Raw genomic sequence first — 26,272 nt, 5'->3', positions numbered from 1 at the left:
TGGCGGGGGGAGGGTGCCGCGTCGTGAAAACGCAGCAGGATAACCAGCCCGGCACCCCGCACGTAGTATCGCGCGGGGTGCCGTTCAAACGCTTACTTGAACAGTTTCATCGCTTGCGAGAGGGTATTCACCACGCCCCACGCCAGCGGAATCGTTACGTACAGCCAGAAGAGGGCGAGTTTGACCTTGTTGGTCGGATGAACGGCTTGAACGGTCGACATGCGAGTCTCCTTAGGCGCCTTTGGCGAGTTGTGCATCGGTCATGTGGTGCTTGTCGTCCACGCGCCTGATCAGCAGATTGCAGACGAAACCGACCACCAGCAGCACGGCCATGATGTGAACCGTCATCGTGTAGGCGTCCGCTTTTGCCACGCCGTGTGCGACTTCATAGGCACGGATGTAATTCACCAGCACCGGACCTGCGACGCCCGCCGCGGCCCATGCGGTCAACAGGCGGCCGTGAATGCCGCCGACGAACGCCGTGCCGAACATGTCCGCGAGATACGCCGGCACGGTCGAGAAACCGCCGCCGTACATCGACAGGATCACGCAGTAAGCGAGCACGAACAGTGCGATCTGGCCGGAAGCGGCGAAACCCGGCACGAGGTAATACAGCACGGCGCCGAGCAAGAAGAAGATGAAGTAGGTGTTCTTGCGGCCGATCCAGTCCGAAGCCGAAGCCCACACAAAACGGCCGCCCATGTTGAACAGCGACAGCAGGCCGACGAAACCGGCCGCCGCGGCTGCCGTCACGGTGTCCTTGAAGCTTTCCTGAATCATCACCGAAGCCTGGCCGAGAATACCGATGCCGGCCGTCACGTTCAGGAACAGCACCAGCCAGATCAGATAGAACTGCGGCGTTTTCAGCGCCTGGTCAATATGTACGTGGTTGCGCGAAATCATCTTCTTCTGATTGGTCGCGCTCGGCGTCCAGCCGGCGGGTTGCCAATCGACCGGCGGCACGCGGATCGCCAGCGCGCCGATCGACATCGAGATGAAATACGCAATGCCGAGCACGACAAAGGTCTCGGCCACGCCGACGCTGGTCGCACTGCGGAAGTGGTTCATCAGCGCCACGGAGAGCGGGGCGGCAATCATCGCGCCGCCGCCGAAACCCATGATCGCCATGCCGGTCGCCATGCCGCGGCGGTCGGGGAACCAGCGGATCAGCGTCGACACCGGCGAGACATAGCCGAGGCCGAGCCCGATGCCGCCGATCACGCCGTAGCCGAGATACAGCAATACGATCTGATGCAGATGCACGCCGAGCGCGGACACCAGAAAGCCGCCGCCGAAGCAGCATGCCGCGGTGAACATCGTGCGGCGCGGACCGACGTGTTCGAGCCACTTGCCGGCAAACGCCGCGGACAAACCGAGAAACACGATTGCCAGCGAAAAAATCCAGCCGAGCGAAGTCAGCGACCAATCGTCCGCCGCCGACTGCGTGATGCCGATCACTTTGGTCAGCGGACCATTGAACACCGAGAAGGCATACGCCTGGCCGATACAGAGGTGGACGGCGAGCGCCGCGGGCGGAACCATCCAGCGCGAGAAACCCGGTTTCGCGACGGTGGCCTGCTTGGAAAAGAAGGGGACGGAGCCTTGATTACCGCTCGGCTCAGTGATGCTGCTCATGGTCGGTCTCCGTAGACGAATGCTTTATTATCGGCGGCTGGCGCAAATGCTTGAGATGTCGCGGTATAAAAATCGCAGATTTCCACGTCGAATATATGTCTTAATATTTCATATCTGGCGTACATATTTGCAACAAACACCGCTCCGGGGAACGATAGATTGAGAAGTTTTGCATTGCAATATGAGATTAAAATGCATAATTCATAAGTCTGATGAAATGCATCTAGCATGTGGGATTGCGGCTGTACGTGGCGGATTCGCTGGGGGAGCCGCCGAGTGGAACGCAAAGGGAAGGCCGAAACGGGCAAGAATGTAAGGCGGCGAAAGGAAAATGTCTGTCACGAGAATCCCTGCACCAAAAACAAAGCGGGCCGGCAGTGGCAACCTTGCCACGCCGGCCCGCTGTAACAGATGCTGGCGAGAATCAGGCGAGCGTGCGCCCGGTCTTCATTTTTGCCGCCTGCACCGAGATCAGACAGCCGATCGCCAGATAAGCCGCCATCGGATGCCACGAGCCACCGGCAAAGCAGCCGAGCGCCACCGCGATAAACGGCGTGAAGCCGCCACCGACCACGCTCGCCACCTGGCAGCCGGGCAGTGAACCGTCCGTGGCTCGCCCGTGCTACCGTAACGATGCAATCCTAAAAACAACAATGATTGATATACTACATACAGAATATTGATTTATGCGGCGTTGCAGCATATGATTGAGGCATCTCATCACTCAATCATCCGGAGTTACAAATGGAACTTGTTCCTCTCTCGCTGCTTGCCGTTGCTGTCGTTGGTCTTGGCTCCGCCGCCACCGTTCTGCTGACTCGTTGGATCCCACAGCCGGTTGCGCAGCTTGCAGCGCAACATGGCCGGTTCATCGGCCTCGGCGAACAACGTAGTGGGTTGGCAGCGGCGGCGCCGTACCGTGCTCATGTTCAACAAGAGGCGATGAATGTCGTCAGAACTTCAAACTGAAGCAGTGTCCACACCGTTGACGTTGTCACTGCAGCCGATCGGCGCAAGCGCGAGCTTGCGCGATCAGGCGTACGCGATGCTTCGCCAGGCCATTGCCGACGCGGATATCTATCAGACGCGCGAAGAGATTCGCCTCGACGAACGCGTGCTGAGCGAGTCGCTCGGCGTGAGCCGCACGCCGGTGCGCGAGGCGATGACGCTGCTCGAGCAGGAGGGTTTTCTGCGCATGGTGCCGCGCCGCGGCATCTATATCGTGCGCAAGAGCAAACGCGAAATCGTCGAGATGATCCAGATGTGGGCGGCGCTCGAAAGCATGGCGGCGCGTCTCGCTACGCTGCACGCCACAGACGAGGAAATCGCCCGGCTGCGCCACATGTTCGACCATTTCCGCGACGCCACGCCGGCCGAGCACATCGCCGAATATTCGGACGCCAACATTGCGTTTCACCAGGCGATCGTCGAGTTGTCGAAGTCGCAGATCATCCTGGACACGATCAAGAACATCTTTATCCACGTGCGGGCGATTCGCCGCATGACCATTTCGCAGAGCGACCGCGCGTCGCGTTCCATCGTCGATCACCTGCGCATCATCGAGGCGCTGGAGCAGCGCGATACCGAATTGGCCGAGCGGCTCGTGCGTCAGCACTCGCTCGATCTCGCGGCATTCGTCGAAGCGAATTGCGATTTTCTGGATTAACGCCGCATTGCCGCCAGCATTGTCTCCCCCAATGCCGCGGGCGACTGCGCGACATGAATCCCCGCCGCGCGCATCGCTTCGATCTTCGCGCCCGCTGTACCCTTGCCGCCTGAAATGATCGCGCCCGCATGGCCCATCCGCCGTCCCGGCGGCGCGCTGGTGCCGGCGATGAAACCGACCACCGGCTTCGTCGAGCGCGCGTCTTTGAGGAACTGCGCGGCGTCTTCTTCCGCGGAGCCGCCGATCTCGCCGATCATGATGATGCCGTGGGTGTCGTCGTCGGCGAGAAACAGTTCGAGGCAATCGATGAAGTTCGTGCCGTTCACCGGATCGCCGCCGATGCCGATGCAGGTGGTCTGTCCGAGTCCCACGGCGGTGGTTTGCGCGACGGCCTCATAGGTCAGCGTGCCCGAGCGCGACACCACGCCGATCTTGCCCGCGCGATGGATATGTCCCGGCATGATGCCGATCTTGCACTGCCCCGGCGTGATCACGCCGGGGCAGTTCGGGCCGATCAGCCGCGTGCGCGAGCCGGCGATCGCGCGCTTCACGCGCACCATATCGACCACGGGGATGCCTTCGGTGATGCACACCACTAACGGTACTTGAGCATCGACGGCTTCGAGAATCGCATCGGCGGCGAGCGGCGGCGGCACGTAGATCACCGAGGCATCCGCGCCGGTGCACGCCACCGCTTCCGCGACCGTATCGAACACCGGCAAGCCGAGATGCGGCGCGCCGCCTTTGCCCGGTGTCACGCCGCCGACCATGCGCGTCCCGTACGCGAGCGCCTGTTCGGAATGGAAGCTGCCTTGCGATCCCGTGAAGCCCTGGCAGATGACCCTGGTGTTGCGATCGATCAGAACAGCCATGTCATTGCACTCCTGTGTGTGACCGCGCGACGGCGGCGACGACTTTGTCGGCGGCGTCGGCGAGATGGTCGGCGGATAGGATCGGCAAGCCGGAGTCGCGCAGAATCTGCTTGCCGAGTTCGACGTTGGTGCCTTCCAGCCGCACCACCAGCGGCACGCGCAAATCGACTTCGCGCGCGGCGGCGACCACGCCTTCGGCGATCACGTCGCAACGCATGATGCCGCCGAAAATGTTGACCAGAATGCCTTCGACTTTCGGGTCGTCGAGGATCAGACGGAACGCGGTCGCGACGCGTTCTCTGGTTGCGCCGCCACCTACGTCGAGGAAGTTGGCAGGCTCGCCGCCATAGAGCTTGATGATGTCCATGGTGGCCATCGCGAGTCCGGCGCCGTTGACCATGCAGCCGATGTTGCCGTCGAGCGTCACGTAATTCAGTCCGTGTTTCGCGGCTTCGAGTTCGGCAGCGTCTTCTTCGGCTTCGTCGCGCAACGCTTCGATCGACGGATGGCGGAAGAGCGCGTTGTCGTCGAAATTGATCTTCGCATCGAGCGCGAGCACGTCGCCGGCGGTGGTCACCACCAGCGGATTGATCTCGACAATCGACGCGTCCAGTTCCACGAACGCCCGGTACATGCCGACGATCAAGCGCACCGCCGCGCTCACCTGTTTGCCGCTCAGCCCGAGGCCGAACGCGATTTGCCGCGCATGAAAAGACTGCAGGCCGGTAGCCGGATCGATCGCCACCTTGAGGATTTTGTCTGGCGTGTGCGCCGCGACTTCCTCGATCTCCATGCCCCCTTCGGTCGACGCCATCACCGTGATGCGCGACGTGTTGCGATCGATCAGCATGCCTAGATACAGCTCGCGCTCGATCGCGCAGCCTTCCTCAATATACACGCGCTTTACTTCGCGGCCCGCCGCGCCGGTCTGCTTCGTCACCAGCACCGAGGCGAGCATCTGCGCCGCATTGCGCCTCACGTCGCTCACGCTCTTCACCACGCGCACCCCGCCCGGGCCCGTCAGATCGTTGGTGAAGCGGCCCGCGCCGCGCCCGCCTGCATGAATCTGCGATTTGACGACCCACACCGAGCCACCGAGTTGCGTCGCGGCGTCTTCGGCTTCCTGAGCCGTGAAGGCGACGCAGCCGTTCGGTACCGCCACGCCGTAGTCCCGCAACAACGCCTTCGCCTGATATTCGTGAATGTTCACTGTCTCCTCGCTGGGTGGGGTGGCACCGTGCGGTGCGGGATAAACCGCGCTTGACGGTCTGTGAAATATGGTATGTGATATATCAAACGGCTTCAAGACACAACGTGAGTCGGTGTTTTCCCTCAGTTCAGAGGTTCACGAACGGCAGTTTCTGGCTGTGACGCAGGCGGGATAAGACTTGAAGCGGGTTTAAAGCAGAAATCCAGACGCAAACACATCTTGAAATCGACCTTGATTGAATATGATATATCACATACCGTATGTACCGAAGCCGGCCAGACTCCCGCAGCGGCGGGTGTCATCGAAATGGCCGCATCCGTCGATAACCGTCGCACAACCGATTGACCAGGAGACGACCATGTCTGCCGTTGTTTCATCCCTGAGTTCCGCCGCGGGCAGCACGACGGCCGAGGACTCGCGCCGCTGCGCGGTGGTGAACATCTGGGTCGACCCGCGTGAACATGCGCCGGGCACGAAGAATCAGACCAAGTACAGGTAACACGCACACTTCAGGAGACACGACATGGGCAAAGCACTCGACGGTGTGCGCATTCTCGATTTCACGCACGTGCAATCGGGGCCGACCTGCACGCAGTTGCTCGCGTGGTTCGGCGCGGATGTGATCAAGGTGGAGCGGGCCGGCGCGGGCGATATCACGCGTGAGCAACTGCGCGATATTCCCGAGGTGGACAGCTTGTACTTCACGATGCTCAATCACAACAAGCGCTCGGTCACGATCGATACGAAAAACCCGCAAGGCAAACAGGTGCTCGAAGCGCTGATCCAGACATGCGACGTGCTGGTGGAGAATTTCGCACCGGGCGCGCTGGACCGGATGGGCTTCACGTGGGAGCGGATTCAGGAGTTGAATCCGCGGATGATCGTCGCATCGGTGAAGGGCTTCGGCCCAGGTCCCTACGAAGACTGCAAGGTCTACGAGAACGTCGCGCAATGTGCGGGCGGCGCGGCTTCGACCACCGGCTTCGACGACGGTCCGCCGGTGGTGAGCGGTGCGCAGATCGGCGACAGCGGCACCGGCTTGCATCTGGCGCTCGGCATCGTCACGGCGTTGTATCAGCGCACAAGCACCGGTCGCGGCCAGCGTGTACTCGCCGCGATGCAGGACGGCGTGCTCAACCTGTGCCGCGTGAAGTTGCGCGATCAGCAACGACTCGAACGCACCGGCGTCATGAAGGAATACCCGCAATATCCGAACGGGAAGTTCGGTGAAGCCGTGCCGCGCGCGGGCAACGCATCGGGTGGCGGTCAGCCGGGCTGGATTCTGAAGTGCAAGGGCTGGGAAACGGACCCGAATGCGTATATCTACTTCATCACCCAGGCGCCGGTGTGGGCGAAAATCTGCAACGTGATCGGTAAGGAAGAGTGGGCCACCGATCCCGACTACGCGACGCCCGCCGCACGTTTGCCGCATCTGAAGGATATCTTCGCGGAGATCGAGCGCTGGACCATGACCAAGACCAAGTTCGAGGCCATGGGCATTCTCAACAAGTACGACATTCCGTGCGGCCCGATTCTGTCGATGAAGGAGATCGCGGAAGAGCCGTCGCTGCGCAAGACCGGCACGATCGTCGAAGTCGATCATCCGTTGCGCGGCAAATATCTGACGGTCGGTAATCCTATCAAACTGTCCGATAGCCCAACCGAAGTCACGCGTTCGCCTCTGCTCGGCGAACACACTGACGAGGTCATGGCCGAACTCGGCTATACGCCCGAACAGATCAGCGCATTGCGCACGGCAGGCGCGATTTAATCGCGCCTGATTTGAAACATCAAACAGGTGACGGCGCGTTTTTTCCGGGCAGCACTCGAAGGCAGGGAAGATCGCGTCAAAAACGCTCAAGGAGCGAAGTATGGATACGTGGATGCGGTTCATGTCGGGCGACGGCGGCAGTGTGTTCGGCCAGGTCGAGGGCGGTTATCTGCATGAGTATGAGAGCCTCAATCGGCCGGTGCCGACCGGCGCCGTGCTGTCGACCCGTGCGCTGACGCCGCTTGCGCCTTGCGCCCCTGGCAAGATCGTTGCGCTCTGGAACAACTTTCACGCGTTGGCCGCGAAGCTCGACAAACCGGTGCCGGCGCATCCGCTGTTCTTGCTGAAGCCGGCAGGGTCGGTGATCGGCTCGGGCGAACCGATCCGGCGCCCGATCAGCTACGCGGGCAAGATTGCCTACGAGGGCGAACTCGGCATCGTAATCGGGCGGCGCTGCCGCGATGCGAGCGTCGAACAGGCCGCCGAAGCGATCTTCGGCTACACGCTCGTCAACGACGTAACCGCGGCCGATCTGCTGAACGAGAATCCACACTTTCCGCAATGGTGCCGTGCGAAGGGCTTCGATACGTTCTGTTGTATCGGACCCGCGATCGTCTCGGGTTTCGACTGGCGCAAAGCGCATCTCGTGACGATGCTCGACGGTGTCGAGCGGCAGAACTATCCGCTCGCCGATATGGTTTTTTCGCCGGCCGAGCAGGTCAGCATGATTTCGCAGGACCTGACGCTCGAACCCGGCGATGTGATCGCATGCGGCACCTCGGTTGGCGTCGGCTCGATCAAGGATGGCTCGACGGTGACGATCACGATCGACGGGATCGGCACGCTCAGCAATACATTGATCGCCGCGTGCGAGGTGGCGGCGTCGGCTGCGGCGTTGGTCACTGCAACGACCGCCTGAATTGAAGCGAATCGGGTTCGGCCCAACGCCGTTGCATCGCAACACGGAGGAGCACGCATGCTGCTAGCGTCTGACAGTACCGTGTGGATGGGAGCCGGTTTCTTGCTGGCCGCTGTGCTGGCGGCGGTGCTTGCCGCTATCGGGCAATTGCCGCTTGCACGGCGTTCTCGCCGCCGGCCGTATTGGCACGCAGGTGCATTGGCTGCCGCGCTCGCCGGGCTGCTCGCGGCCGGCGTCGGCGCGAGCGGCGGCGTGGTGACGGCTGGGCTGGCGGGCGCCGCGCTCGGCGCGTGGCTCGTGCGGCGGCGCGATCTGACGCGGAGGCCCCGGCTCGTTGCCCTGCTCGGCAGCAGCGCGGGGATCGCCGCGATGGCCGGCGGGTTTGCGCGTTATGTGACGTCGGCGCCGTCATCCGCGGCGCTGGCCAATGTCGAGCGCATCGAACTATATGCGGCGATATTCATCGGCGCACTGATTTTCGCGACGTCGGCGATCGTCTTTTGCAAACTGACCGGGCTGCTGGAAGCGAAGGACGCGGACGCGCCGGCGCGTCCAAGCCACCACTCCGTCAATCTGCTGGCGCTGGTGTTGTGTGGATGGCTCGGCTACGGCTTTGTCACTGAACAGGCCGAACCGTTCGGACTCGCCGCGCTGTTCGCGATGAGTGTGCTGGCCGCAGCGTTAGGCGCACATCTGATGCTGAGCCGGGAATATTCCAACGGTCATGGCGCCGACGCTCATGGATTCGCGGGACGTTGCCACGGATTAGTATTGGCGCGTCCGGGCCTGCTCGCGCGTATCGAATGGCATGACGGCGACGAGCCAATGTGGACGCTGCGCGAGACATCGCCGCGGGGCATGGCGCGCACGGGCGCATACCGGCACGGCCGTAGCCGGCGTAACGGCAGTTATGAACACCGGTATCAGCGCGCCTGTGCACGCTACCGCTCGACTCGGCGCGCGACGCGCGGTCAAGCATGAATGTTCCGACGCGTCGAACGGCAAGCAGAGCGGATGGCGAGTCGGAGCACGAGTCAGAGCAGTTCGCCGCCAGCCGGAGCGAACTGGTTGTAGTACTGGACTTTCTTTTGCAGGATCAGTTGCGCGAGAAAGTCGGCCTCGTATGCCCGGTGAAGATGCGCATGGAACCGCTCGATGTACGCGGTGATGCGCGCAGCTTCGCAGTTGAATTCCTTGAGGACGTCGAACGTGTCGCGGTCCCAGCGGAACCGCAAGCCAAGGTCGCTGAACGCGGCGTTGTAAGCGCTCAAGTGGGCATCGTCGGGATTGTCCACGGCAACGCGTGCAGTGCGCGTGCTGGCATGGGACACAATCGAAGCGTGATCCATGATCGGCCTCCTGGGCTGACAGGTGTGAGAACGGGGTGGCGAACTCACCTGCAGCATAGAAGTGCCGATCAACTTGCAATAGTCAAAGTTTTATTGGATTTCCATAGCCTACTGCTTATAAACGCTCAATTCCCTTACGCGTGTGATCTGCTCGATCAGGTTCGCGCCTTCCTCCATCAGGAAACGTTTGAAGGCGACGGCAACCGGCGGCAGGCGCTTGTTCTTCCGATGCACGACATACCAGTTGAGCATGACGGGAAAACCCTCGACGTCGAGCACGACGAGATGGCCGAGCTGCAATTCGAGGCTGATGGTATGCGCGGACAGGAACGCGATGCCCATGCCGGCGATCACGGCCTGCTTGATCGTCTCCGTGCTCTTGATCTCCATCGCGATGTTCAGATTGGTGAGCCGGCCGGCGAAGCCTTCTTCCATCGAATTCCACGTGTCCGAGCCGCGTTCGCGCACGATAAAAGCCTCGTTGCCCAACTGGTTCATCTTGATGTTGCGCTTGTTCGCGAGCGGGTGCGTGGGCGCCGCCACGATCACATAAGGGTGCGGCGCGAACGGTTCGTTGGTCGCGTCGGTTTCGTGCGGCGGGCGCACCATTACCGCGAGGTCCGTCTGATTGGTGGCGAGTTGATGCAGCAATTCCTCGCGATTGTGCACCGCAAGGTTCAGCACTACACCCGAGTAGCGTCGTGTGAATTCGGCCAGCAAGCGCGGAAAGAAGTAGTCGCCGGCGCTGATCACCGCGACGTTCAGCTTGCCGCCGGAGACGCCCTTGAGCTGGCCCATCGCTTCGTCGACTTCGTGGAACTGCTGGATGATCGCGCGGCTGTAGTGGAGCATCTCGGTGCCGGCCGGCGTCAGATAGATTTTTTTGCCCAGCTGTTCGAACAGCGGCAGCCCCGCGTGTTCCTCGAGTTGCCGGACCTGGGTGGAGACGGCGGGCTGCGTCAGATGCAATTCTTCCGCCGCGCGCGAGAAGCTCAGATGGCGCGCCACCGTTTCGAAAACCTTCAGTTGCCGCAGGGTCGCATTGCGCATCGTCATGGTCGATGTATAAGCAAACGTGAATCCACATAATAACAAACTTTAATTATTAGTAATTCAGCATTGACCCTAGCATGAGTCTTATAAGAAAGCGGAATTGAGAACTTCGGATCCGGGTTAACGCTTGGTTTCAGGGCATGGCTGAACGGGCGGCCAGTTGCGGATGGGACACCGATTCGTAATTGATCAGATTAAATAGCGGCTGGGAAAATTGCGAATTCAGCAAGTCTGTCTTTAAAGAAAAGAATTAGAGGAAAAATATTAAATATGCCCGGACGGCAAGGCTTTTCGGATCATAACCATAAGGTGGAGTGCATACAGCGTGGCGTTTTGGCTGGCTGCACCAAATAGATAGCGGAGACAAGGCTCATGGACGAAATTACTCAGCAGACCACGGCCCGCGTATTCTGGGCGAACCGTTGGTGGCAACTCGTCATCGGCATGATGTGCATGGCGTTGGTGGCCAATCTGCAATACGCATGGACGTTGTTCGTCACGCCGATGAACACAAGGCATCACTGGGGCGAAGCATCGATTCAACTCGCTTTCGCTATCTTCATCCTGACTGAAACCTGGCTCGTGCCGGTCGAGGGCTGGCTGGTCGACAAGTTCGGGCCGCGTCCGGTCGTCGCCGGCGGCGCCGTATGTGCCGGTCTCGCATGGGTCATCAATTCGTATGCGACGACCTTGCCGATGCTGTATGTGTCGGCGGTCATCGCGGGGATCGGCGCGGGCGGGGTGTACGGCACGTGTGTCGGCAACGCGCTGAAGTGGTTTCCCGATCGCCGCGGTCTTGCCGCGGGCCTGACTGCCGCGGGCTTCGGCGCCGGCGCGGCAGTGACGGTCATTCCAATCGCCAACATGATTACGCGCTCGGGCTACGAGCACACGTTTCTCTTTTTCGGCATCCTGCAAGGTGTAAGCATTCTCCTGCTTGCGCTGATGCTGAAGAAGCCGAATTTGCGCCAGGCCGCTGCGCCCAAGAGGAAATTCGCGGTGACCAAGGTCGATTACACGCCTGGCCAGATGATCAGGACACCGGTGTTCTGGGTGATCTACGTGTCGTTCGTCGCGGTGGCGGCGGGCGGCTTGATGGCGACCGCGCAAATCGGCCCGATCGCGAAAGACTGGGGCCTCGCGCGCATTCCGATGACGATATTCGGCATGACCTTGCCGCTGCTCACCGCAACTCTCTCGATCGACAATATCTGCAACGGTTTTACACGTCCGCTGTGCGGCTTCATCTCCGACAAGCTCGGCCGCGAAAACACGATGTTCGTGATCTTCATCGGCGAGGGCCTCGCATTGCTCGGACTGATGCAGTACGGCACCAACCCGTATGCGTTCATGACCTTCGCCGCGCTGATCTTCCTGTTCTGGGGGGAAATTTTCTCGATCTTTCCCGCGATCTGCGCCGATACGTTCGGCAGCAAATATGCGGCGGCCAATGCAGGCACCCTGTACACCGCGAAGGGCACGGCTTCGCTGCTGGTGCCGATCGCTTCGGTGCTGTCGGCCACAGGCGGCTGGAATCTCGTCTTTGTCGTCTCCGCGGCCGTGACGATCGCCGCGGGCATTTCGGCGAAGTTCATTCTCGCGCCAATGCGCTCGCGCTGGATCGAATCGAGCAACGAGCAGCCTCAAGGCGTGCTGGTCGCTGCCGGCAGCAAGAGTTCGCAGCTCAGTCATTGGCCCGGGCAGACGGGTGAATAGGGCGAATAATCCGCACCCGGCAGCGACTTCATGAACGTTTCGTTGCAGCAGCTCAAGGTGTTCGTCGCCGTCGCGCGGGAACGGAGCTTTACGCGCGCGGCCCGCGAATTCGATCTGACGCAATCGGCGGTGAGCCGCTGCGTGCGCGAACTCGAAGACGCTGTCGAGCTGAAACTGTTCGACCGCACCACGCGCCAGGTAGAACTGACTAATGCGGGCGCGAGTCTGGAACGGCGCATCGGCCGCTTGCTGGACGAAATCGAGCTGACGCTGCGCGAGGAGCGTGCTGCGTACTGCGGACACACGGGCGTAGTGGTGCTGGCGAGCAATCCGGTGTTGTCGTCGGGTTGGGTGGCGGACGGTCTTGCGCGTTGTGCCGCGGCTTTTCCCGAGCTGATCGTGTCCGTCAGGGATCAACCGCAAAGCGGCGTGCTCGCGAGCGTCGAGCAAGGCGAAGTCGACTTCGGCGTGGTATCGGTGGCCGAGCCGCTGGCCGGCGATCTGTTGCACGCGCAAGCGATCTTCACGACGCCGCTGCATGCGGTCATGCCGCACACGCATCCGCTTGCGCGGCACGCCAACGTCGTCTGGAGCGCGTTGCAGGAGTGGGCGCTCGTCACCTTGAATGCCGACACGGGCGTGCGCGCCGCGCTCGCTCTGGCGTTCGGCGCGCATGGCCTGAAACGGCGGCCGGTGCAGGAACTCGGCCATGTGGCGGCCGTGCTGCGCATGATCGAACTGGGCCTCGGCATCGGCGTCTTGCCGATCGACGCCCATTGGCCCGCGCTTCATGCGCCGCTGGTTAGCCGGCCACTGGTTCCCGAAATGAATCTGTCGACGCTGCTGGTGCAGCGTCGCAATCGTTCTCTCAGACCCAATGCCGCTGCGGCCTGGGCGCAGTTCGCCATGCCCGCGGGCGCTCCTTCGAGCGCCGCCGGCGCCGCGCCGTCCGCCATGCATGGATTCGCGCGGGCGGTCGCGTCGGCCGGCAGCACGGTACTGCACGAACCTTAAGCCCACAGCGCTGGCCGCAGCGGATCCGCTGCCAGTCAGTCCACGCTACATCTCACGCAAGGAGCTTCATGATGGAAACTGAAACCGACCTCAGGCGCCACGATTTGCTGATCGACGGCAAGCGCTTGCCGCCCGGCACCGGCGAATATTCCGTCGACATCAACCCGGCCACCGAAGAGCCGATCGCATTGGTCGCGCAAGGCAGCGTGGCCGATGTCGATACCGCAGTGCATGCGGCGCGCGCCGCGCTGAAAGTATGGAACGCGCTACGCGCAGCCGAACGCGGCCGAATTCTCACCCGCCTGGCCGGTCTGATGCGCGCGAATCTGGATGAACTCGCCGTGCTCGAAAGCCTCGACGCCGGCAAGCCGATCTCCGCGGTGATGCGCCAGGACATTCCGGCGGCGATCGATACGCTCGAATACTACGCAGGCTGGTGCGACAAGATCAACGGGCAGGTGGTGCCGGTACGCTCCGATGCGCTGACCTACACGCTGCGCGAACCGGTCGGCGTGGTCGCGGCGATCGTGCCATGGAATTTTCCGCTGATGATCGGCATGTGGAAGATCGCACCCGCGCTCGCGTGCGGCTGCACGCTGATCGTCAAACCCGCGGAGATCACGCCGCTCACCGCGCTGCGTATCGGCGAACTCGCGCTCGAAGCGGGCTTGCCGCCGGGAGTACTGAATATCGTCACCGGCAAGGGGCGGGTGGTCGGCGATGCGCTGGTCGCGCATCCGGGCGTCGACAAGGTGACTTTTACCGGTTCGCCGTCGGTGGGGCGCGGCATTCTGCAAGGCGCGGCCAGCAACTTCAAGCGCGTGACGCTGGAGCTCGGCGGCAAGTCGGCCAACCTGATCTTTCCGGATGCGAATCTCGACAATGCGGTCCGGGCGGCGGCGTCGGGGATTTTCTTCAACACCGGGCAGGTGTGTTCGGCGGGTTCGCGCATTCTCGCGCATCGCGACGTATACGACGAAGTGGTCGAGCGCCTGGCGGCGCGCGCGAAGTCGATCAAGGTCGGCGATCCGGCGGCGCGCGAGACGTCGATGGGGCCGCTCATCTCCGCCGCGCAGATGAAGACCGTGCTCGGTTATGTCGAAACGGGCCGGGCCGAAGGAGCGTCGCTCGTGACCGGCGGCGCGCGGGTGGGCGAGCGCGGCTTCTTCGTCGAGCCGACTGTGTTCGCCAACGTCGGGCACGAAATGCGCATTTCGCAGGAGGAGATCTTCGGGCCGGTGGCCAGCGTGATCCGCTTCAACGACGAAGCCGATGCGGTGCGAATGGCCAACGGTACGCTGTACAGCCTCGCTGCGGGCGTATGGAGCGCGGATATTGGCCGGGTGCATCGTGTCGCGCGCGATTTGCGGGCGGGGACGGTGTGGATCAACACTTACGGCTATACCGACGTGCGCTTGCCGTGGGGCGGCTCCGGCGACTCGGGTTTCGGCCGCGAGCACGGCGACGTCGCCATTGAAAACTTCACCGAGCCGAAGTCGGTCTGGCTCGCGATCGATCAATAACGACGTTAAAAAAGGATCGAACGCCTCGCGTTCGATCCTCGTTCCGTTTGCCCGGTTTGCCTCGCCGGTTCGCTTAACCAGCGTGTCCCGCGTGTCGACCGGGCAGCGCGGGTTCTCAATCGCCCTGCAATGCCATCCGCTCGCGCAGCTTCACCAATGCGAGCACGACGTCGATGGTCGGCGTCGGTTCGGCGACAATGCGGCCCATTTCCTGCACCACCGTCAGCAACGGGTCGATCTCCATCGGACGGCGGTTCTCCAGATCGACCAGCGTCGAAGTCTTGTGCGCGCCGACCGCACCCGCACCGTCGATCCGTTTTTCCACATCGACGCGAAAGTGCACGCCGAATTGATCCGCGATGCGCTTGGCCTCCAGCATCATCGTGCGTGATACAGCGCGCGTGCCGGGGTCACTGGTGAGCACGTCGAGCGTGGCGTGCGTCAACGCGCTGATCGGGTTGAAGCAGAGGTTGCCCCACAGCTTGAGCCAGATTTCATCGCGGATATTGTCGCGGATCGGTGCATCGAAACCTGCCGCCTGCATGATCTCGTGCAACTGTTGAATGCGCGGCGTGCGTTCGCCGCTCGGTTCGCCGATCGGGAATTTCTTGCCGTACACATGCTTGATGACGCCGGGTTCGACGATCTCCGCTGCGGGATAGAGCACGCAGCCGATCGCGCGTTCGGGGCCGAGCTTCGCCCATTGGCTGCCGTCCGGATCGATGCTGGCAAGACGGGTGCCGGCGAATTTGCCGCCATGCTGATAGAAGTACCAGTAAGGAATGCCGTTGACGCCCGTGACGATAGCCGTATGTTTGCCGAGCAGCGGCTGCATTGCATCGACCACGCCGGGCAGCGAGTGCGCTTTCAGCGTGACGATCACGAAGTCCTGCACGCCGAGTTCGCGCGGGTCGGACGTGCAGCGCACCGGCGCGCTGAACGTGTCGCCGTCCATCTGCAAGCGCGCGCCGTGTTCGCGCATCGCCGCCAGATGCGCGCCGCGCGCGATGAAACTCACGTCCGCGCCCGCGCGGGCCAGCTGCACGCCCATCAAACCGCCAATCGCTCCCGCTCCGAAGATACAGATTTTCATGATGTCGCCCCTGTGACTATGAGAAGCCGTTTGCCCGTTGCCGCGCATGGCCGTGCGATGGCGGCGGGTCACTGTTCGAGAATACGGGCGCGGATCGATTGCGGATAGTTAAAGTTTCTCGGGCGATGCATTAGGGATTGGTTATGGAATGAATGCCACTGAACGTGGTTCATGAGATATCGGATTCAATCGGAAAGCAGGGCGGTTGGTCAGACGAATACGGCAATCGAATAAGAAACTTCTCAATCGAGAACGACGTGAGCAAGAGGAGAATGCGCCTTCGCTGAAGTAATGCATTTGAGAGGCATTGCGAACGGATTCTTGGGAGTGATGCCATGAAGTCGAAGGTTGATTTGAACGATCGCGTCGTGTGTTTGCGGGTTGCTACGGCTCGCGAGCAACGTGTCGTTGGGGGTGGAGGTTCGACGCTTCGGCGTGGTCCGACGCCCGGCTCAGCGCTATGCACACGGTGATGCGTCAAACCGCTGGCGGGAATTCCACGGATATCGAGAGCGTGCTCGCGCGCCTGCTCGACGTCATGCTGATCGCGCTCGGCGCGGCTCTGGCGTCGCTCCTGTTCATGGCAGACACGGGGTATTCGATTATCGAAGGCGCTTTCGTGGCGTTCGATATGGCGTTCGCGATTCTGCTTTTGCCATGGTTCGGCGTATATCGCTCGTGGCGAGGCCGCTCGAAGTGGCGTTTGAGCATCAACATCGTGATCGGCTGGATCGTTGTGCAGGGCTGCGGCCTTGCGTTGATGTTCCTGCTCCACCGCACCGCGTCGGTGTCGCGGCTCTGGTGCGTGAGTTGGACCGCGCTCACCGCTCTGGGACTCGTCGCGTCGCGCGTGCTGGTGCATGCGGTGCTCGGGCGGCTGAGGCGCGCGGGACGCAATCTGCGCCTGGTTGCGGTGGTGGGCGCGGGTGCGCATCGCGACAAGGTGATCGCCAACATCCTGGGTTCGCCAAGCGCGGGCTTTCGGGCGGTGGTTACGTTCAATACGCAGCCGGGTGCCGAGTCCGATTTGCCGGGTTTGCCGTCGTTCGGGCGTCTGCGCGAATTTGCGAACTGGGTGCGCCGCGAACAGATCGAGGAGGTCTGGCTCGCGCTGCCGATGTCCGAAGAGAACATGGTGTTGCGCCTCATCGAGGAATTCAGCGGCGACCTCGTCAATTTGCGTTTCATTCCCGACGTACGCAGTCTCGCGATGTTCGACGGCAACGTCGTCGATCTGATCGGCGCGCCGGCGATCAATTTGATGGCCTCGCCCATGACCCCGCACGCGCTGCTCCAGAAAGCGATTTTCGACCGGCTGTTTGCTGCCGTGGCGTTGCTCGCGTTGTCGCCGGTGATGCTCGCGATCGCTGCGGCCATCAAGCTGTCGTCAAAGGGGCCGGTGCTCTTCACGCAGCGGCGCAAAGGTGCGGACGGCCGCGTGTTTCGCATCTACAAGTTCCGTTCGATGCGCGTGCACGCCGAGCGTGACGGCGTGGTCCATCAAGCCACGCGCAACGATCCGCGCATCACGCGTGTGGGTGCTTTCCTGCGTCGCACGAGTCTCGACGAGTTGCCGCAGTTCCTCAACGTGTTGCGTGGAGAGATGTCGGTAGTGGGGCCTCGCCCGCATGCAATCGAACATGACGATCAGTACCGCAGCGTCGTCGACGGTTATATCCACCGCTACCGCATCAAGCCTGGCATCACGGGCTGGGCGCAGGTGAACGGATTTCGCGGTGAGACCGATCGGATCGAGAAGATGCAGGGTCGCGTCGAACACGACCTCTATTACCTGCGCAACTGGTCGTTCGGGCTGGATATGCGCATCGTTTTCGCGACGGTGGTCAAGGGATTTGTCCATCGGAACGCTTACTGAGCGGGTGCCGCGCGCGGTACGCTTACAACACAGGTTGAACAGGATGTCAGTAGCACTTTGTGCCCGGACGAACGGGCTGCACAGGTCTCTCACGGCTGCCGTGGTCGTGTCGGCAGTTTTGCTGTCCGCATGCGCGTTTGCGCCCGGTATGCACATGAGCAATCCGTCGGCTCTATCTGTAGCGGACATGCCGGTACGGGACATGCAGGCGTCCGACGCGCCGGTGCGGGGCGCCAGCGCCAGCAAGCGTGCCGCCGCGGACGGTGAGCCAGCCGCGCAGGCCGAGCCACTCCCGGTGCCGATCAGCGACATCGACGTCGCCCTGATCCGCAAGCTGAAGGAAGAAGCCGCACACAGCGCTGCCGTCGAACCACGCCTGTTCGGCACGCCCGAGGCCTACACCCTCGGCGCCGGCGACGTTCTGCAGATCACGGTCTGGGACCATCCGGAACTGGCTGCCGCGCAGGGTGCGCAGGGCCAGGCGCAGGTTCGGCCCGCCGATGCACCGAGCGGCTTCGTGGTCGAGCAGAACGGCACGATCGCGTTCCCCTATGCGGGCAATCTGAACGTTGCCGGGATGCGCGTCGACGAAGTGCAGGCGCAGCTCGCGCGCCGGCTCGTCAGGGTGTTTCGCGAGCCGCAGGTCACGGTGCGCGTTGCGTCGTTTCGCTCGAAGAAGGTGTACATCGACGGCGAAGTGCACGCGCCTGGCGTGCAGCCGATCAACGACATCCCGATGACGCTGTACGAAGCGATCACCCGCGCCGGCGGATTCACGCCGGCCGCGGATCAGAGCCGCATGGAGTTGGTGCGCGAAGGCGTTGCGTATCCGCTGGATCTGCCGCAGATGCTTCTCGGCAAGCAAGGGCCGGCGAAGCTGCTGCTGAAAGACGGCGATCTGCTGCGGGTCGTTTCGCGTGACGAAAACGGCGTGTTCGTGATGGGCGAGATCAACCGTCCAACCACGGCGGTGCCGTTGAAGTCAGGGAAGCTCACGTTGAACGACGCGCTGTCGCAAGCCGGCAGCGTCAATGTGAACACGGCTAATGCGGCGCAGATGTACGTGATTCGCGGCGGCGAGAACAAGCGCGCGCAGGTGTTTCATCTAGATGGCAGCTCGCCGGTGTCGATGGTGCTCGCCAATCAGTTCGAGCTTCAGCCGAAGGACATTGTGTACGTAGATAGCACCGGGCTGGCACGCTTCAGTCGGGTTCTTGGCCAGTTGTTGCCGGCGATCAACGCGGGTCTGACCGCTGCGGTGGTGACGCGGTGAGCGGGCCGGTCCTGATGGTGTGCGAGGGCAATATTTGTCGCAGTCCCGTGGCAGCTGCGCTGCTCGCCAAAGCGCTGCCGCAGGTGGCCGCGCGTTCCGCCGGCACGCGCGCGCTCGTCGGTTATGGCGCCGATCCGCTCGCGGTGGAGCTGATGGACGCGCGCGGTGTCGACCTGCGCCCGCATGTGTCCACGGCATTGAGCGCGGCGCAGGTGCACGGCGCGCAACTGATCCTGACCATGACACGGGCGCAGCGCGCGCTGATCGAACGCGCGTACCCGTTCGCACGAGGCAAGGTGTACCGGATCCGCGAGCACGACCAACTTGACGTAGTCGACCCGTATCAGCGCGGCCGATTCATTTTTGAACTGGCGCTGACGCAGATCGAGCAAGGCGTGCAGCGCTGGCTTGGCGCCATTGCGGGACTGCAGCACTGAATCATGGGCATTCAAAAGAACCTTTCTTATGCCGCGGGAAGCTCTGGCGACGAACTCAATCTGTCCGAGATCACGTCGGTGCTCCGCGAGAACCGCCTGTTGATTACGGCGATTGCCGCGGTCACGTTGACGCTCGGCATCGGCTACGCGTTGCTCGCAACCCCTGTGTACCGTGCCGACGCAACGGTGCAGGTCGACGACGATTTGGGCGCTGTCAACGACAAGTTGGGCGATCTCGCCCAACTGTTCAGCGGCAAGGCGACCGCCGACGCCGAGATCGAACTGATCCGCTCTCGCGGAGTGGTCGACGATACGGTGCGCCAACTGCACCTCGATATCGATGCGAAACCGCGCTACTTCCCTCTGATCGGCGAACGGATGGCACGCGCATCGTCCGTCGACACACTTGCCGATCCGGTGTGGGGACTCGGTCGCTTCGCATGGGGCGGCGAAGCGGTGCGGGTGTCGCAGTTCGACGTACCGCCGACGCTCTATGGAGAAAGGTTCCTCCTCGTGTCGGATGGCGGCGAGCAATTCCATCTCGAGGACCATGATGGGGAGGTGGTGCTCAAAGGCCGCGTGGGCGAAGCGGTGTCCGGCAGCACGCCCCATGGGCCGGTTCATTTACGCGTCGATAGCCTCGTTGCGCGCGCCGGCACCGGCTTCACCTTGAGCCGCGCGTCGACGCAACTGACCACGGCTGCGTTGCAAAAAGCGTTGGACGTTGCCGAGAAAACCAAACAATCCGGCGTGATCGGAATTCGGCTCGATGGCGATGACAGCGAGCGCACTGCCGCAACGGTCAACGCAATCGTGCGTGGTTACGTACAGCGCAACGTCGGCTGGAAGTCCGCGCAGGCCGAGAAAATGCTGAGTTTTCTGGGCAATCAGCTGCCGCAGTTGAAGGTCGATCTGGATCAATCCGAGCAGCGCTTCAACGCGTTCCGCAACAGGAACGGCACGATCGACCTAGCCGAAGAAAGCCGCTTGCTGCTGCAGTCGATTGTCGAAAACAAGACGCGGATGATTGCGCTGCAACAGCAACGCGCCGAATTGCTGCAGCGATTCACGCCGACCCATCCATCGGTGGCCGCGCTCGATGCGCAAATGGCCGATCTGCAACGCCAGCAGGCACAACTGAATGCAAAGGTCGCAAGTTTGCCGAACACGCAGCAGGCGGCTGTGCGGTTTACGCGCGACGTCGAGATCAATACGGGCCTCTACACCAATCTGATGGACAGTGCGCAGCAGCTTCGCGTACTCAAGGCCGGCCAGTTGGGCAACGTGCGCGTGGTCGACTATGCGGTGACCACCGAGGAACCCGTCAGGCCGAAGAAGGCCCGCATCATCGGGGCTGCCGCGGCGCTGGGGTTGCTGCTGGGCACAGCCGCCGCGTTCGCGCGGCGGGCGCTGCATCGTGGCCTGGAAAGTCCGCAGGAGATCGAGCAGATCGCCGATGCTCCGGTATTTGCGGTCATTTCGCACAGCGAGCGGCAGATGCGGTTGCAGCGTGCGGCGCGCAGGGGCGCGCCGGGCGCTCACGTCCTTGCTGTCGCCGCGCCGGACGATGTCGCGGTGGAGGCGGTGCGCAGCTTGCGCACGGCGCTGCAACTCCGTCTGGACGATGCGCCGAACAACGTTGTGATGATCACCGGCCCTCGGCCCGATGTCGGCAAGTCATTCCTTTCGGTGAACCTCGCGGCGGTGCTCGCATCGGTCGGCAAGCGCGTGCTGCTGGTCGACGGGGACATGCGGCGCGGCAATCTGCATCAGTACTTCGGCTTGTCGCGCGAAACCGGCCTGCAGGACATGATCGGCGGTGCCAGCCTCGACGCCGCGGTACGCCGTCAGATACTGCCGAACCTCGACATGCTCACGCGTGGCAGCCGCTCGCCGATGCCGGCCGAAATGCTGACCGGCCACCGGCTGGGCGAACTGGTCGATCAGTTGGCGAGGATTTATGACGTCGTGATTCTCGACACGCCGCCGGTACTTGCCGTGACCGATTCGGCATTGATCGGCAAACACGCCGGTACGAGCTTGCTGGTGATGCGTCATGCGCGTCATTCCGCTGCGGAACTGCGCGAGACCACCCGGCTCCTCGGCAGCGCCGACGTCAAGGTCGACGGGATCCTGCTGAGCGACGTTCCGCAACGCTCGTCCGACTACACGTATTCCACCTACCACAGCGCGCCCGAGACGGTGAACTGAAGTACCAGGCCCAATCAGGCTCATTCATGACAAGAAAGATTCTCGTGACCTTCGGCACCCGGCCGGAGGCGATCAAAATGGCGCCACTCGTCAAGCGGCTGCAGCAGACAGCCGGCGTCGACTGTCTCGTCTGCGTGACTGGCCAGCATCGCGAGATGCTCGACCAGGTACTCGAATTGTTCGACATCAGCCCGGATTTCGACCTCGATGTGATGAAGCGCGGTCAGGATCTGTACGACGTGACCACGTCGATCATGCTCGGCATGCGCGATGTGCTGAGCGCGTGCCGGCCAGACGCCGTGCTCGTGCATGGCGACACCACTACGACGATGGCCGCGAGCCTGGCGGCGTTTTACGAGCGCATTCCTGTGGGCCATATCGAAGCGGGTTTGCGCACCGGCAATCTGCTCTCGCCCTGGCCGGAAGAAGCCAACCGCAAGCTGACCGGCGTGCTTGCCGCGATGCACTTTGCGCCGACCGAACGGGCGCGTCGCAATCTGCTGGCCGAGGGCGTCGCCGGGCATCGCATTGTCGTGACCGGCAACACGGTGATCGATGCCCTGCTCCGAGTGCACGCAAGGCTCGCGGACGATGCCGCGTTGCGCAGCGAGGCAGAGCGCGTGCTACCGCAGTTCCCGCCGTCGCGGCGCGTGATTCTGGTGACCGGGCATCGGCGGGAAAGCTTTGGGGCCGGCTTCGAACAGATTTGCGCCGCGTTGCTGCAAATTTCGCGCGGGCATCCGGATGTCGAGATCGTCTACCCGGTGCACCTGAATCCCCGCGTGCGAGAGCCGGTGAACCGGCTGCTGACCGGCATCGACAACATTCACCTCATCGAGCCGCTCGATTATCTGCCGTTCGTGCGGTTGATGAACCGCGCCTACCTGATTCTGACCGACTCGGGTGGCGTACAGGAGGAGGCGCCGTCGCTCGGCAAACCGGTGTTGGTCATGCGCGCCGCGACCGAACGCCAGGAAGCGGTGGACGCCGGCGTCGTCCGGCTAGTGGGCACCGGCGTGCAGCGCATCGTGGAGAGCGTGTCGCAGTTGCTGAACGACGCGGACAGTTATCGCGCGATGACGAGCGGCGCGAACCCCTATGGAAATGGACAGGCCAGCGAACGCATTGTCGATGCGCTCGCGGCGCTTTGGCCGGATGCCGTCGCAGCTTGAAAGATAACGGATGATTAGAAGGTAGAACAAACAAATGGAATTTGAAGTTATTTCGGTGATTGGGCTCGGCTATATCGGTTTGCCGACCGCGGCTGCTTTCGCGGCGCGCCGCAAGCAGGTGATTGGCGTGGATGTCGATCAGCATGCGGTCGACACGATCAACCGGGGCGCGATTCACATTGTCGAACCCGAGCTCGACATGCTGGTGCATGCCGCGGTCACCCAAGGTTATCTGCGCGCAACGCTGACGCCCGAACCCGCCGATGCGTTTCTGATCGCGGTGCCCACGCCGTTCGCGGACGGCCATAAGCCGGACCTGCGGTACATCGAGGCCGCGAGCCGGGCGATCGCATCGGTGCTCAAGAAGGGCGACCTGGTGGTGCTCGAATCGACGTCGCCGGTCGGCGCCACTGAACAGATGGCGGCCTGGATGGCGGAACTACGCCCGGACCTGAGCTTTCCGCAGCAGAAGGGCGAGAACTCGGATGTGCGAGTCGCACATTGTCCGGAACGGGTCTTGCCGGGCTATGTGATTCGTGAACTGGTCGAGAACGACCGGGTGATCGGCGGTATGACGCCCCGTTGCGGCGAACTCGCGCGTGAACTGTACCGGAGCTTCGTGCGCGGCGAATGCGTTCTGACCGATGCGCGAACCGCCGAAATGTGCAAGCTCACCGAGAACTCGTTTCGCGACGTGAACATTGCGTTTGCGAATGAGCTTTCGGTGATTTGCGACCGGCTCGACATCAACGTATGGGAATTGATCCGGCTGGCTAACCGGCACCCGCGGGTGAGCATTCTGCAACCTGGGCCGGGTGTCGGCGGGCATTGCATTGCCGTCGATCCGTGGTTCATCGTGGATGCCGCGCCCGAGCATGCGCGCCTGATCCGCACCGCGCGCAACGTCAACGACGACAAGCCGCGCTACGTGATCGACCGTGTGGAGCGGGCGGCCATGCGTTTCAGGGTGCCGGTGATCGCCTGCCTCGGACTTGCGTTCAAGGCGAATATCGACGATCTGCGAGAAAGCCCGGCGCTGGAAATCGTGCATGAACTCGCCGAGCGCTTCGCGGGGCAACTGGTGGTGGTCGAGCCCAATATCCGGTGTTTGCCGGCCTCTCTCGAGGGGAGCGTGCGATTGTGCGAGCTGAACGAGGCGCTGACTGAGGCGGACGTGGTTGTGATTCTGGTCGATCACGCGCAGTTCAAGCGGCTCGACCCGGTGCGCTTACAGGCGAAGGTGGTGATCGATACGCGGGGGGTGCTGGCGCATGCGTAAGAGATGAATAGCAACCTCTCCTCTACCAGTAAAACTCTTTTATGAAGCGCATTGAATTACTAGGTTGTCCACTCGACATCGCGACGCTGGCCGAGACAGTCGGCAAGCTCTCGGTACGTATTGCCAACCGGCAGTTTACCCAGCATGTCGTGGTCAATGTCGCGAAGCTCGTGAATTTTCAGACAGATGTCGCACTCGCTCAATCCGTTCGCGAATGCGACGTTATCAATGTCGACGGCATGGGTGTGGTGTGGGGCGCGCGCTTGCTCGGATATGACGTTGCCGAACGGGTCGCCGGGATTGATCTCTTTCAGGCGCTGTTACAGGTATCGGCAAGTCACGGCTATCCGGTTTTCTTCCTTGGTGCCACGGATGAGGTGGTCCGGCACGCCGTGGAGCGTTGTGTTGCCTGTTTTCACGGACTGCGTATCGCCGGCTATCACCATGGCTATTTTGGCGACGACGAGCAAGCGGTGGTAGACATGATTCGCCAATCCGGTGCCCGTTTGCTCTTTGTGGCAATGAGCTCTCCAAAGAAGGAGAACTTCATCAATCGCTGGAAATCCGCGCTCCATGTCGATTTCGTGATGGGCGTAGGCGGGAGTTTTGACGTGATGGCCGGCAAGGTCAAGCGCGCGCCGCTCTGGATGCAGAGGTGTGGACTCGAATGGTTCTATCGCGTCATCCAGGAGCCGCGGCGTATGTGGAAGCGTTATCTGGTTACGAATTGCAAGTTCGTATGGATGCTTGGCATGGCATGCATCACTCCCCGTCGGCACTGATGATGGTCCGAAATTGCCCATTGTTTATCAAACAGGATCGAAGTTGAAAGTGTCTGTATACGGGAACCCGATTGGATCGATCGAATGATCCGACAGGCTGCCCACTTGACGATAGGAAACCTTCTATCGCGTTGTATTTTTGCTTTCCTGACAATCGCTGTTGCAAAAGAATTAAGTGCGGACCAGTACGGCGCTTTTTCGTATGCAGTAGCGACGGTTTCGGTAGCTAGCTATTTCTGCGAACTCGGTCTTCAGAATACGTATTTGCGGGAAGTGGCTGGCGGCAATTCGCGGTGGAGCGACTATACGATTACTTCGTTCTATTTGCGGGCGCTTTTGCTCGTGGCCGTTGCGGGGCTGGCATGGCTAGTCTTGCCTCATTTTGCAGTTTCCGCGCTTGTGTTGAAATGCGTTCTGCTGATGTTCGTGCCCGGCATTCTGGGTCTTGCGCTTGCCAGCTGGATAACGGGGGTGCTCCTGTCGAAATCCGACACCGGCACGCTGGCAGCGGTTCGGCTGAAAGCGGCGCTGACTCAGGGAGTCTTTGTTGGTCTCGGCATGATCGTGCCGGTTGGCTCAATCGCACGGGTTGACGTGCTGGCGTTCAGTTATGGAGCAGGGCTCGCGGCGGGCGGACTTTTCGGCATTCGCGCCGTGCCGGTGCGCTCCTATCGGATTTCACTACGCCGGTTCAGATATGGCGCTGCTCGGCTCAGCCGCGGTCTGCACGCCTACGCGATCTCCGGTTTCTTTTACATGCTTGCGCCAACACTGGGCGTGTTGCTTCTGGAACGCTCGGCGAGCCTGGCCGTCGTCGGAACTTTTGCACTTGCATCGCGTGTGCCTCAATTTCTTTACACGATACCTGGCTCGGTGGCTCAGGCGTTCTATCCGAAATTGTTTCAGGCTGCGCGGGAGCAGCAGTGGTCGGCGTATGCAGCCTTGCTGCGCAGAGAAGCGTTGTTTCTCGCCTCGATCGGCACTGTGTTAGCTCTGGCGGTTATGGTGTCCGGACCGCTGATTGCCCATGTGCTGAGGCATTCCGGCGACGCCGCTTACCAGCACGAACTAAAAGAGGCGTTATTCGTCGGCGCTGCGGTGATATTGATTCAGAGCATGTCGATGCCTTTAGGACATGCTCTGGAAACTGCCGGACGCGCGATGCCGAGAACCGCAGGGCAAGCAGTTTCGCTGACCATTGCAGCAGTGCTCTTTGTTCGACTAGGCGCGCAGCATGGCGTAACAGGGGCTATGGCCGCTGCTGTCGCCGGCGAAATTGCCCTTTATTTGTCGTGGCTTCTTCTGACCTTGGTCTACATCAAGCAAGCGAACGTCGCGCGGCTATCGTTGTCATCGCTCGGCGTCGTGGGCTGCATTTCGATGCTGGGTTGGAGTATCTGGTATTGCTTCTTGCGGTAATG

The 26,272-nt window shown here is 61.9% G+C and carries 24 protein-coding genes and 1 pseudogene; 17 read left to right on the top strand and 8 right to left on the bottom strand.

Going from position 1 to position 26,272, the window contains the following annotated elements:
- Positions 1-92: 92 nt before the first annotated feature.
- The 3 genes and pseudogenes from DLM46_RS27965 to DLM46_RS27955 all read right to left on the bottom strand — a co-directional run.
- A complete protein-coding gene (locus tag DLM46_RS27965; protein ID WP_115105724.1) occupies positions 93-221 on the bottom strand; it encodes an MFS transporter small subunit in 129 nt (42 codons plus the stop codon).
- Positions 222-231: 10 nt separating this feature from the next.
- Positions 232-1,635, bottom strand: a complete 1,404-nt coding sequence (locus DLM46_RS27960; protein WP_115105721.1) for an L-lactate MFS transporter — start codon at positions 1,633-1,635, stop codon at positions 232-234.
- Positions 1,636-2,059: 424 nt separating this feature from the next.
- Positions 2,060-2,239, bottom strand: a pseudogene (locus DLM46_RS27955) (shikimate transporter); the annotation flags it as partial.
- A 140-nt stretch (positions 2,240-2,379) separates the two neighbouring features.
- Here DLM46_RS27955 and DLM46_RS27950 point away from each other — a divergent pair.
- Both DLM46_RS27950 and DLM46_RS27945 read left to right on the top strand, forming a co-directional pair.
- A complete protein-coding gene (locus DLM46_RS27950; protein WP_115105719.1) occupies positions 2,380-2,604 on the top strand; it encodes a hypothetical protein in 225 nt (74 codons plus the stop codon).
- Positions 2,582-3,301, top strand: a complete 720-nt coding sequence (locus DLM46_RS27945; RefSeq protein WP_115105716.1) for a GntR family transcriptional regulator — start codon at positions 2,582-2,584, stop codon at positions 3,299-3,301. The genes DLM46_RS27950 and DLM46_RS27945 overlap by 23 nt, the downstream gene beginning before the upstream one ends.
- Here DLM46_RS27945 and sucD read toward each other — a convergent pair.
- Positions 3,298-4,173, bottom strand: a complete 876-nt coding sequence (gene sucD / locus DLM46_RS27940) for a succinate--CoA ligase subunit alpha (RefSeq protein ID WP_115105714.1) — start codon at positions 4,171-4,173, stop codon at positions 3,298-3,300. The genes DLM46_RS27945 and sucD overlap by 4 nt on opposite strands.
- Position 4,174: 1 nt before the next feature.
- Positions 4,175-5,383 carry an ADP-forming succinate--CoA ligase subunit beta gene (gene sucC / locus DLM46_RS27935; RefSeq protein WP_115105711.1) on the bottom strand — a complete coding sequence of 403 codons (1,209 nt, stop codon included), beginning with the start codon at positions 5,381-5,383 and terminating at the stop codon, positions 4,175-4,177.
- Positions 5,384-5,741: 358 nt separating this feature from the next.
- Here sucC and DLM46_RS39650 point away from each other — a divergent pair, with 358 nt between their 5' ends.
- The 4 genes from DLM46_RS39650 to DLM46_RS27915 all read left to right on the top strand — a co-directional run bounded on the left by DLM46_RS39650 (position 5,742) and on the right by DLM46_RS27915 (position 9,054).
- Positions 5,742-5,882, top strand: coding sequence for a hypothetical protein (locus DLM46_RS39650; protein WP_165848069.1), 141 nt, complete (start codon positions 5,742-5,744; stop codon positions 5,880-5,882).
- Positions 5,883-5,906: 24 nt separating this feature from the next.
- On the top strand, positions 5,907-7,154 hold the full coding sequence (gene frc / locus DLM46_RS27925) for a formyl-CoA transferase (RefSeq protein ID WP_115105706.1): 1,248 nt from the start codon (positions 5,907-5,909) through the stop codon (positions 7,152-7,154).
- A 100-nt stretch (positions 7,155-7,254) separates the two neighbouring features.
- Positions 7,255-8,073, top strand: a complete 819-nt coding sequence (locus tag DLM46_RS27920) for a fumarylacetoacetate hydrolase family protein (protein WP_115105704.1) — start codon at positions 7,255-7,257, stop codon at positions 8,071-8,073.
- A 57-nt stretch (positions 8,074-8,130) separates the two neighbouring features.
- On the top strand, positions 8,131-9,054 hold the full coding sequence (locus tag DLM46_RS27915) for an NAD(P)(+) transhydrogenase (Re/Si-specific) subunit beta (protein WP_115105701.1): 924 nt from the start codon (positions 8,131-8,133) through the stop codon (positions 9,052-9,054).
- Positions 9,055-9,107: 53 nt separating this feature from the next.
- Here DLM46_RS27915 and DLM46_RS27910 read toward each other — a convergent pair whose 3' ends face one another.
- Both DLM46_RS27910 and DLM46_RS27905 read right to left on the bottom strand, forming a co-directional pair.
- Positions 9,108-9,422 (bottom strand): HAD family hydrolase, encoded by a 315-nt coding sequence (locus DLM46_RS27910; protein ID WP_115105699.1) that lies wholly within the window; start codon positions 9,420-9,422, stop codon positions 9,108-9,110.
- Between the two features lie 108 nt (positions 9,423-9,530).
- The gene (locus tag DLM46_RS27905) at positions 9,531-10,478 is read right to left on the bottom strand and encodes a LysR family transcriptional regulator (RefSeq protein WP_115105696.1); all 948 of its coding nucleotides are present in this window, start codon (positions 10,476-10,478) and stop codon (positions 9,531-9,533) included.
- 369 nt (positions 10,479-10,847) lie between these two features.
- Here DLM46_RS27905 and oxlT point away from each other — a divergent pair, with 369 nt between their 5' ends.
- From oxlT to DLM46_RS27890, 3 genes are all read left to right on the top strand, one after another.
- Positions 10,848-12,191, top strand: coding sequence for an oxalate/formate MFS antiporter (gene oxlT / locus DLM46_RS27900; RefSeq protein ID WP_115105694.1), 1,344 nt, complete (start codon positions 10,848-10,850; stop codon positions 12,189-12,191).
- A 30-nt stretch (positions 12,192-12,221) separates the two neighbouring features.
- Complete coding sequence (locus DLM46_RS27895; protein ID WP_115105691.1) at positions 12,222-13,205, top strand: LysR family transcriptional regulator; 984 nt, start codon at positions 12,222-12,224, stop codon at positions 13,203-13,205.
- Between the two features lie 71 nt (positions 13,206-13,276).
- Positions 13,277-14,728 (top strand): aldehyde dehydrogenase family protein, encoded by a 1,452-nt coding sequence (locus DLM46_RS27890; protein ID WP_115105689.1) that lies wholly within the window; start codon positions 13,277-13,279, stop codon positions 14,726-14,728.
- A gap of 115 nt (positions 14,729-14,843) precedes the next feature.
- On the opposite strand, the gene DLM46_RS27885 is transcribed toward DLM46_RS27890, so the two are convergent.
- Positions 14,844-15,821 carry a 2-dehydropantoate 2-reductase gene (locus DLM46_RS27885; protein WP_115105686.1) on the bottom strand — a complete coding sequence of 326 codons (978 nt, stop codon included), beginning with the start codon at positions 15,819-15,821 and terminating at the stop codon, positions 14,844-14,846.
- Between the two features lie 460 nt (positions 15,822-16,281).
- Between DLM46_RS27885 and DLM46_RS27880 the strand changes: the two genes are divergently transcribed.
- The 8 genes from DLM46_RS27880 to DLM46_RS27845 all read left to right on the top strand — a co-directional run bounded on the left by DLM46_RS27880 (position 16,282) and on the right by DLM46_RS27845 (position 26,270).
- Positions 16,282-17,697 carry an undecaprenyl-phosphate glucose phosphotransferase gene (locus DLM46_RS27880; RefSeq protein WP_115105683.1) on the top strand — a complete coding sequence of 472 codons (1,416 nt, stop codon included), beginning with the start codon at positions 16,282-16,284 and terminating at the stop codon, positions 17,695-17,697.
- Positions 17,698-17,740: 43 nt separating this feature from the next.
- Positions 17,741-18,970, top strand: a complete 1,230-nt coding sequence (locus tag DLM46_RS27875; RefSeq protein ID WP_165848073.1) for a polysaccharide biosynthesis/export family protein — start codon at positions 17,741-17,743, stop codon at positions 18,968-18,970.
- 14 nt (positions 18,971-18,984) lie between these two features.
- Entirely contained in the window at positions 18,985-19,407 is a 423-nt protein-coding gene (locus tag DLM46_RS27870) for an arsenate reductase/protein-tyrosine-phosphatase family protein (RefSeq protein ID WP_115105887.1), read from the top strand.
- Between the two features lie 3 nt (positions 19,408-19,410).
- Positions 19,411-21,618 (top strand): polysaccharide biosynthesis tyrosine autokinase, encoded by a 2,208-nt coding sequence (locus DLM46_RS27865; RefSeq protein ID WP_115105678.1) that lies wholly within the window; start codon positions 19,411-19,413, stop codon positions 21,616-21,618.
- A gap of 26 nt (positions 21,619-21,644) precedes the next feature.
- Positions 21,645-22,790: a non-hydrolyzing UDP-N-acetylglucosamine 2-epimerase gene (gene wecB, locus DLM46_RS27860; protein WP_115105675.1), complete on the top strand. Its 1,146-nt coding sequence runs from the start codon at positions 21,645-21,647 to the stop codon at positions 22,788-22,790.
- 34 nt (positions 22,791-22,824) lie between these two features.
- The gene (gene wecC / locus DLM46_RS27855) at positions 22,825-24,069 is read left to right on the top strand and encodes a UDP-N-acetyl-D-mannosamine dehydrogenase (RefSeq protein ID WP_115105672.1); all 1,245 of its coding nucleotides are present in this window, start codon (positions 22,825-22,827) and stop codon (positions 24,067-24,069) included.
- 41 nt (positions 24,070-24,110) lie between these two features.
- The gene (locus tag DLM46_RS27850; RefSeq protein WP_115105669.1) at positions 24,111-24,851 is read left to right on the top strand and encodes a WecB/TagA/CpsF family glycosyltransferase; all 741 of its coding nucleotides are present in this window, start codon (positions 24,111-24,113) and stop codon (positions 24,849-24,851) included.
- Between the two features lie 84 nt (positions 24,852-24,935).
- Positions 24,936-26,270 carry a lipopolysaccharide biosynthesis protein gene (locus DLM46_RS27845; protein ID WP_133300385.1) on the top strand — a complete coding sequence of 445 codons (1,335 nt, stop codon included), beginning with the start codon at positions 24,936-24,938 and terminating at the stop codon, positions 26,268-26,270.
- Positions 26,271-26,272 lie beyond the last annotated feature (2 nt).

It is taken from the genome of Paraburkholderia lacunae (genome assembly GCF_003353175.1).
Lineage (GTDB): Bacteria > Pseudomonadota > Gammaproteobacteria > Burkholderiales > Burkholderiaceae > Paraburkholderia > Paraburkholderia lacunae.
This window is presented reverse-complemented; position numbering and strand designations above follow the sequence as displayed.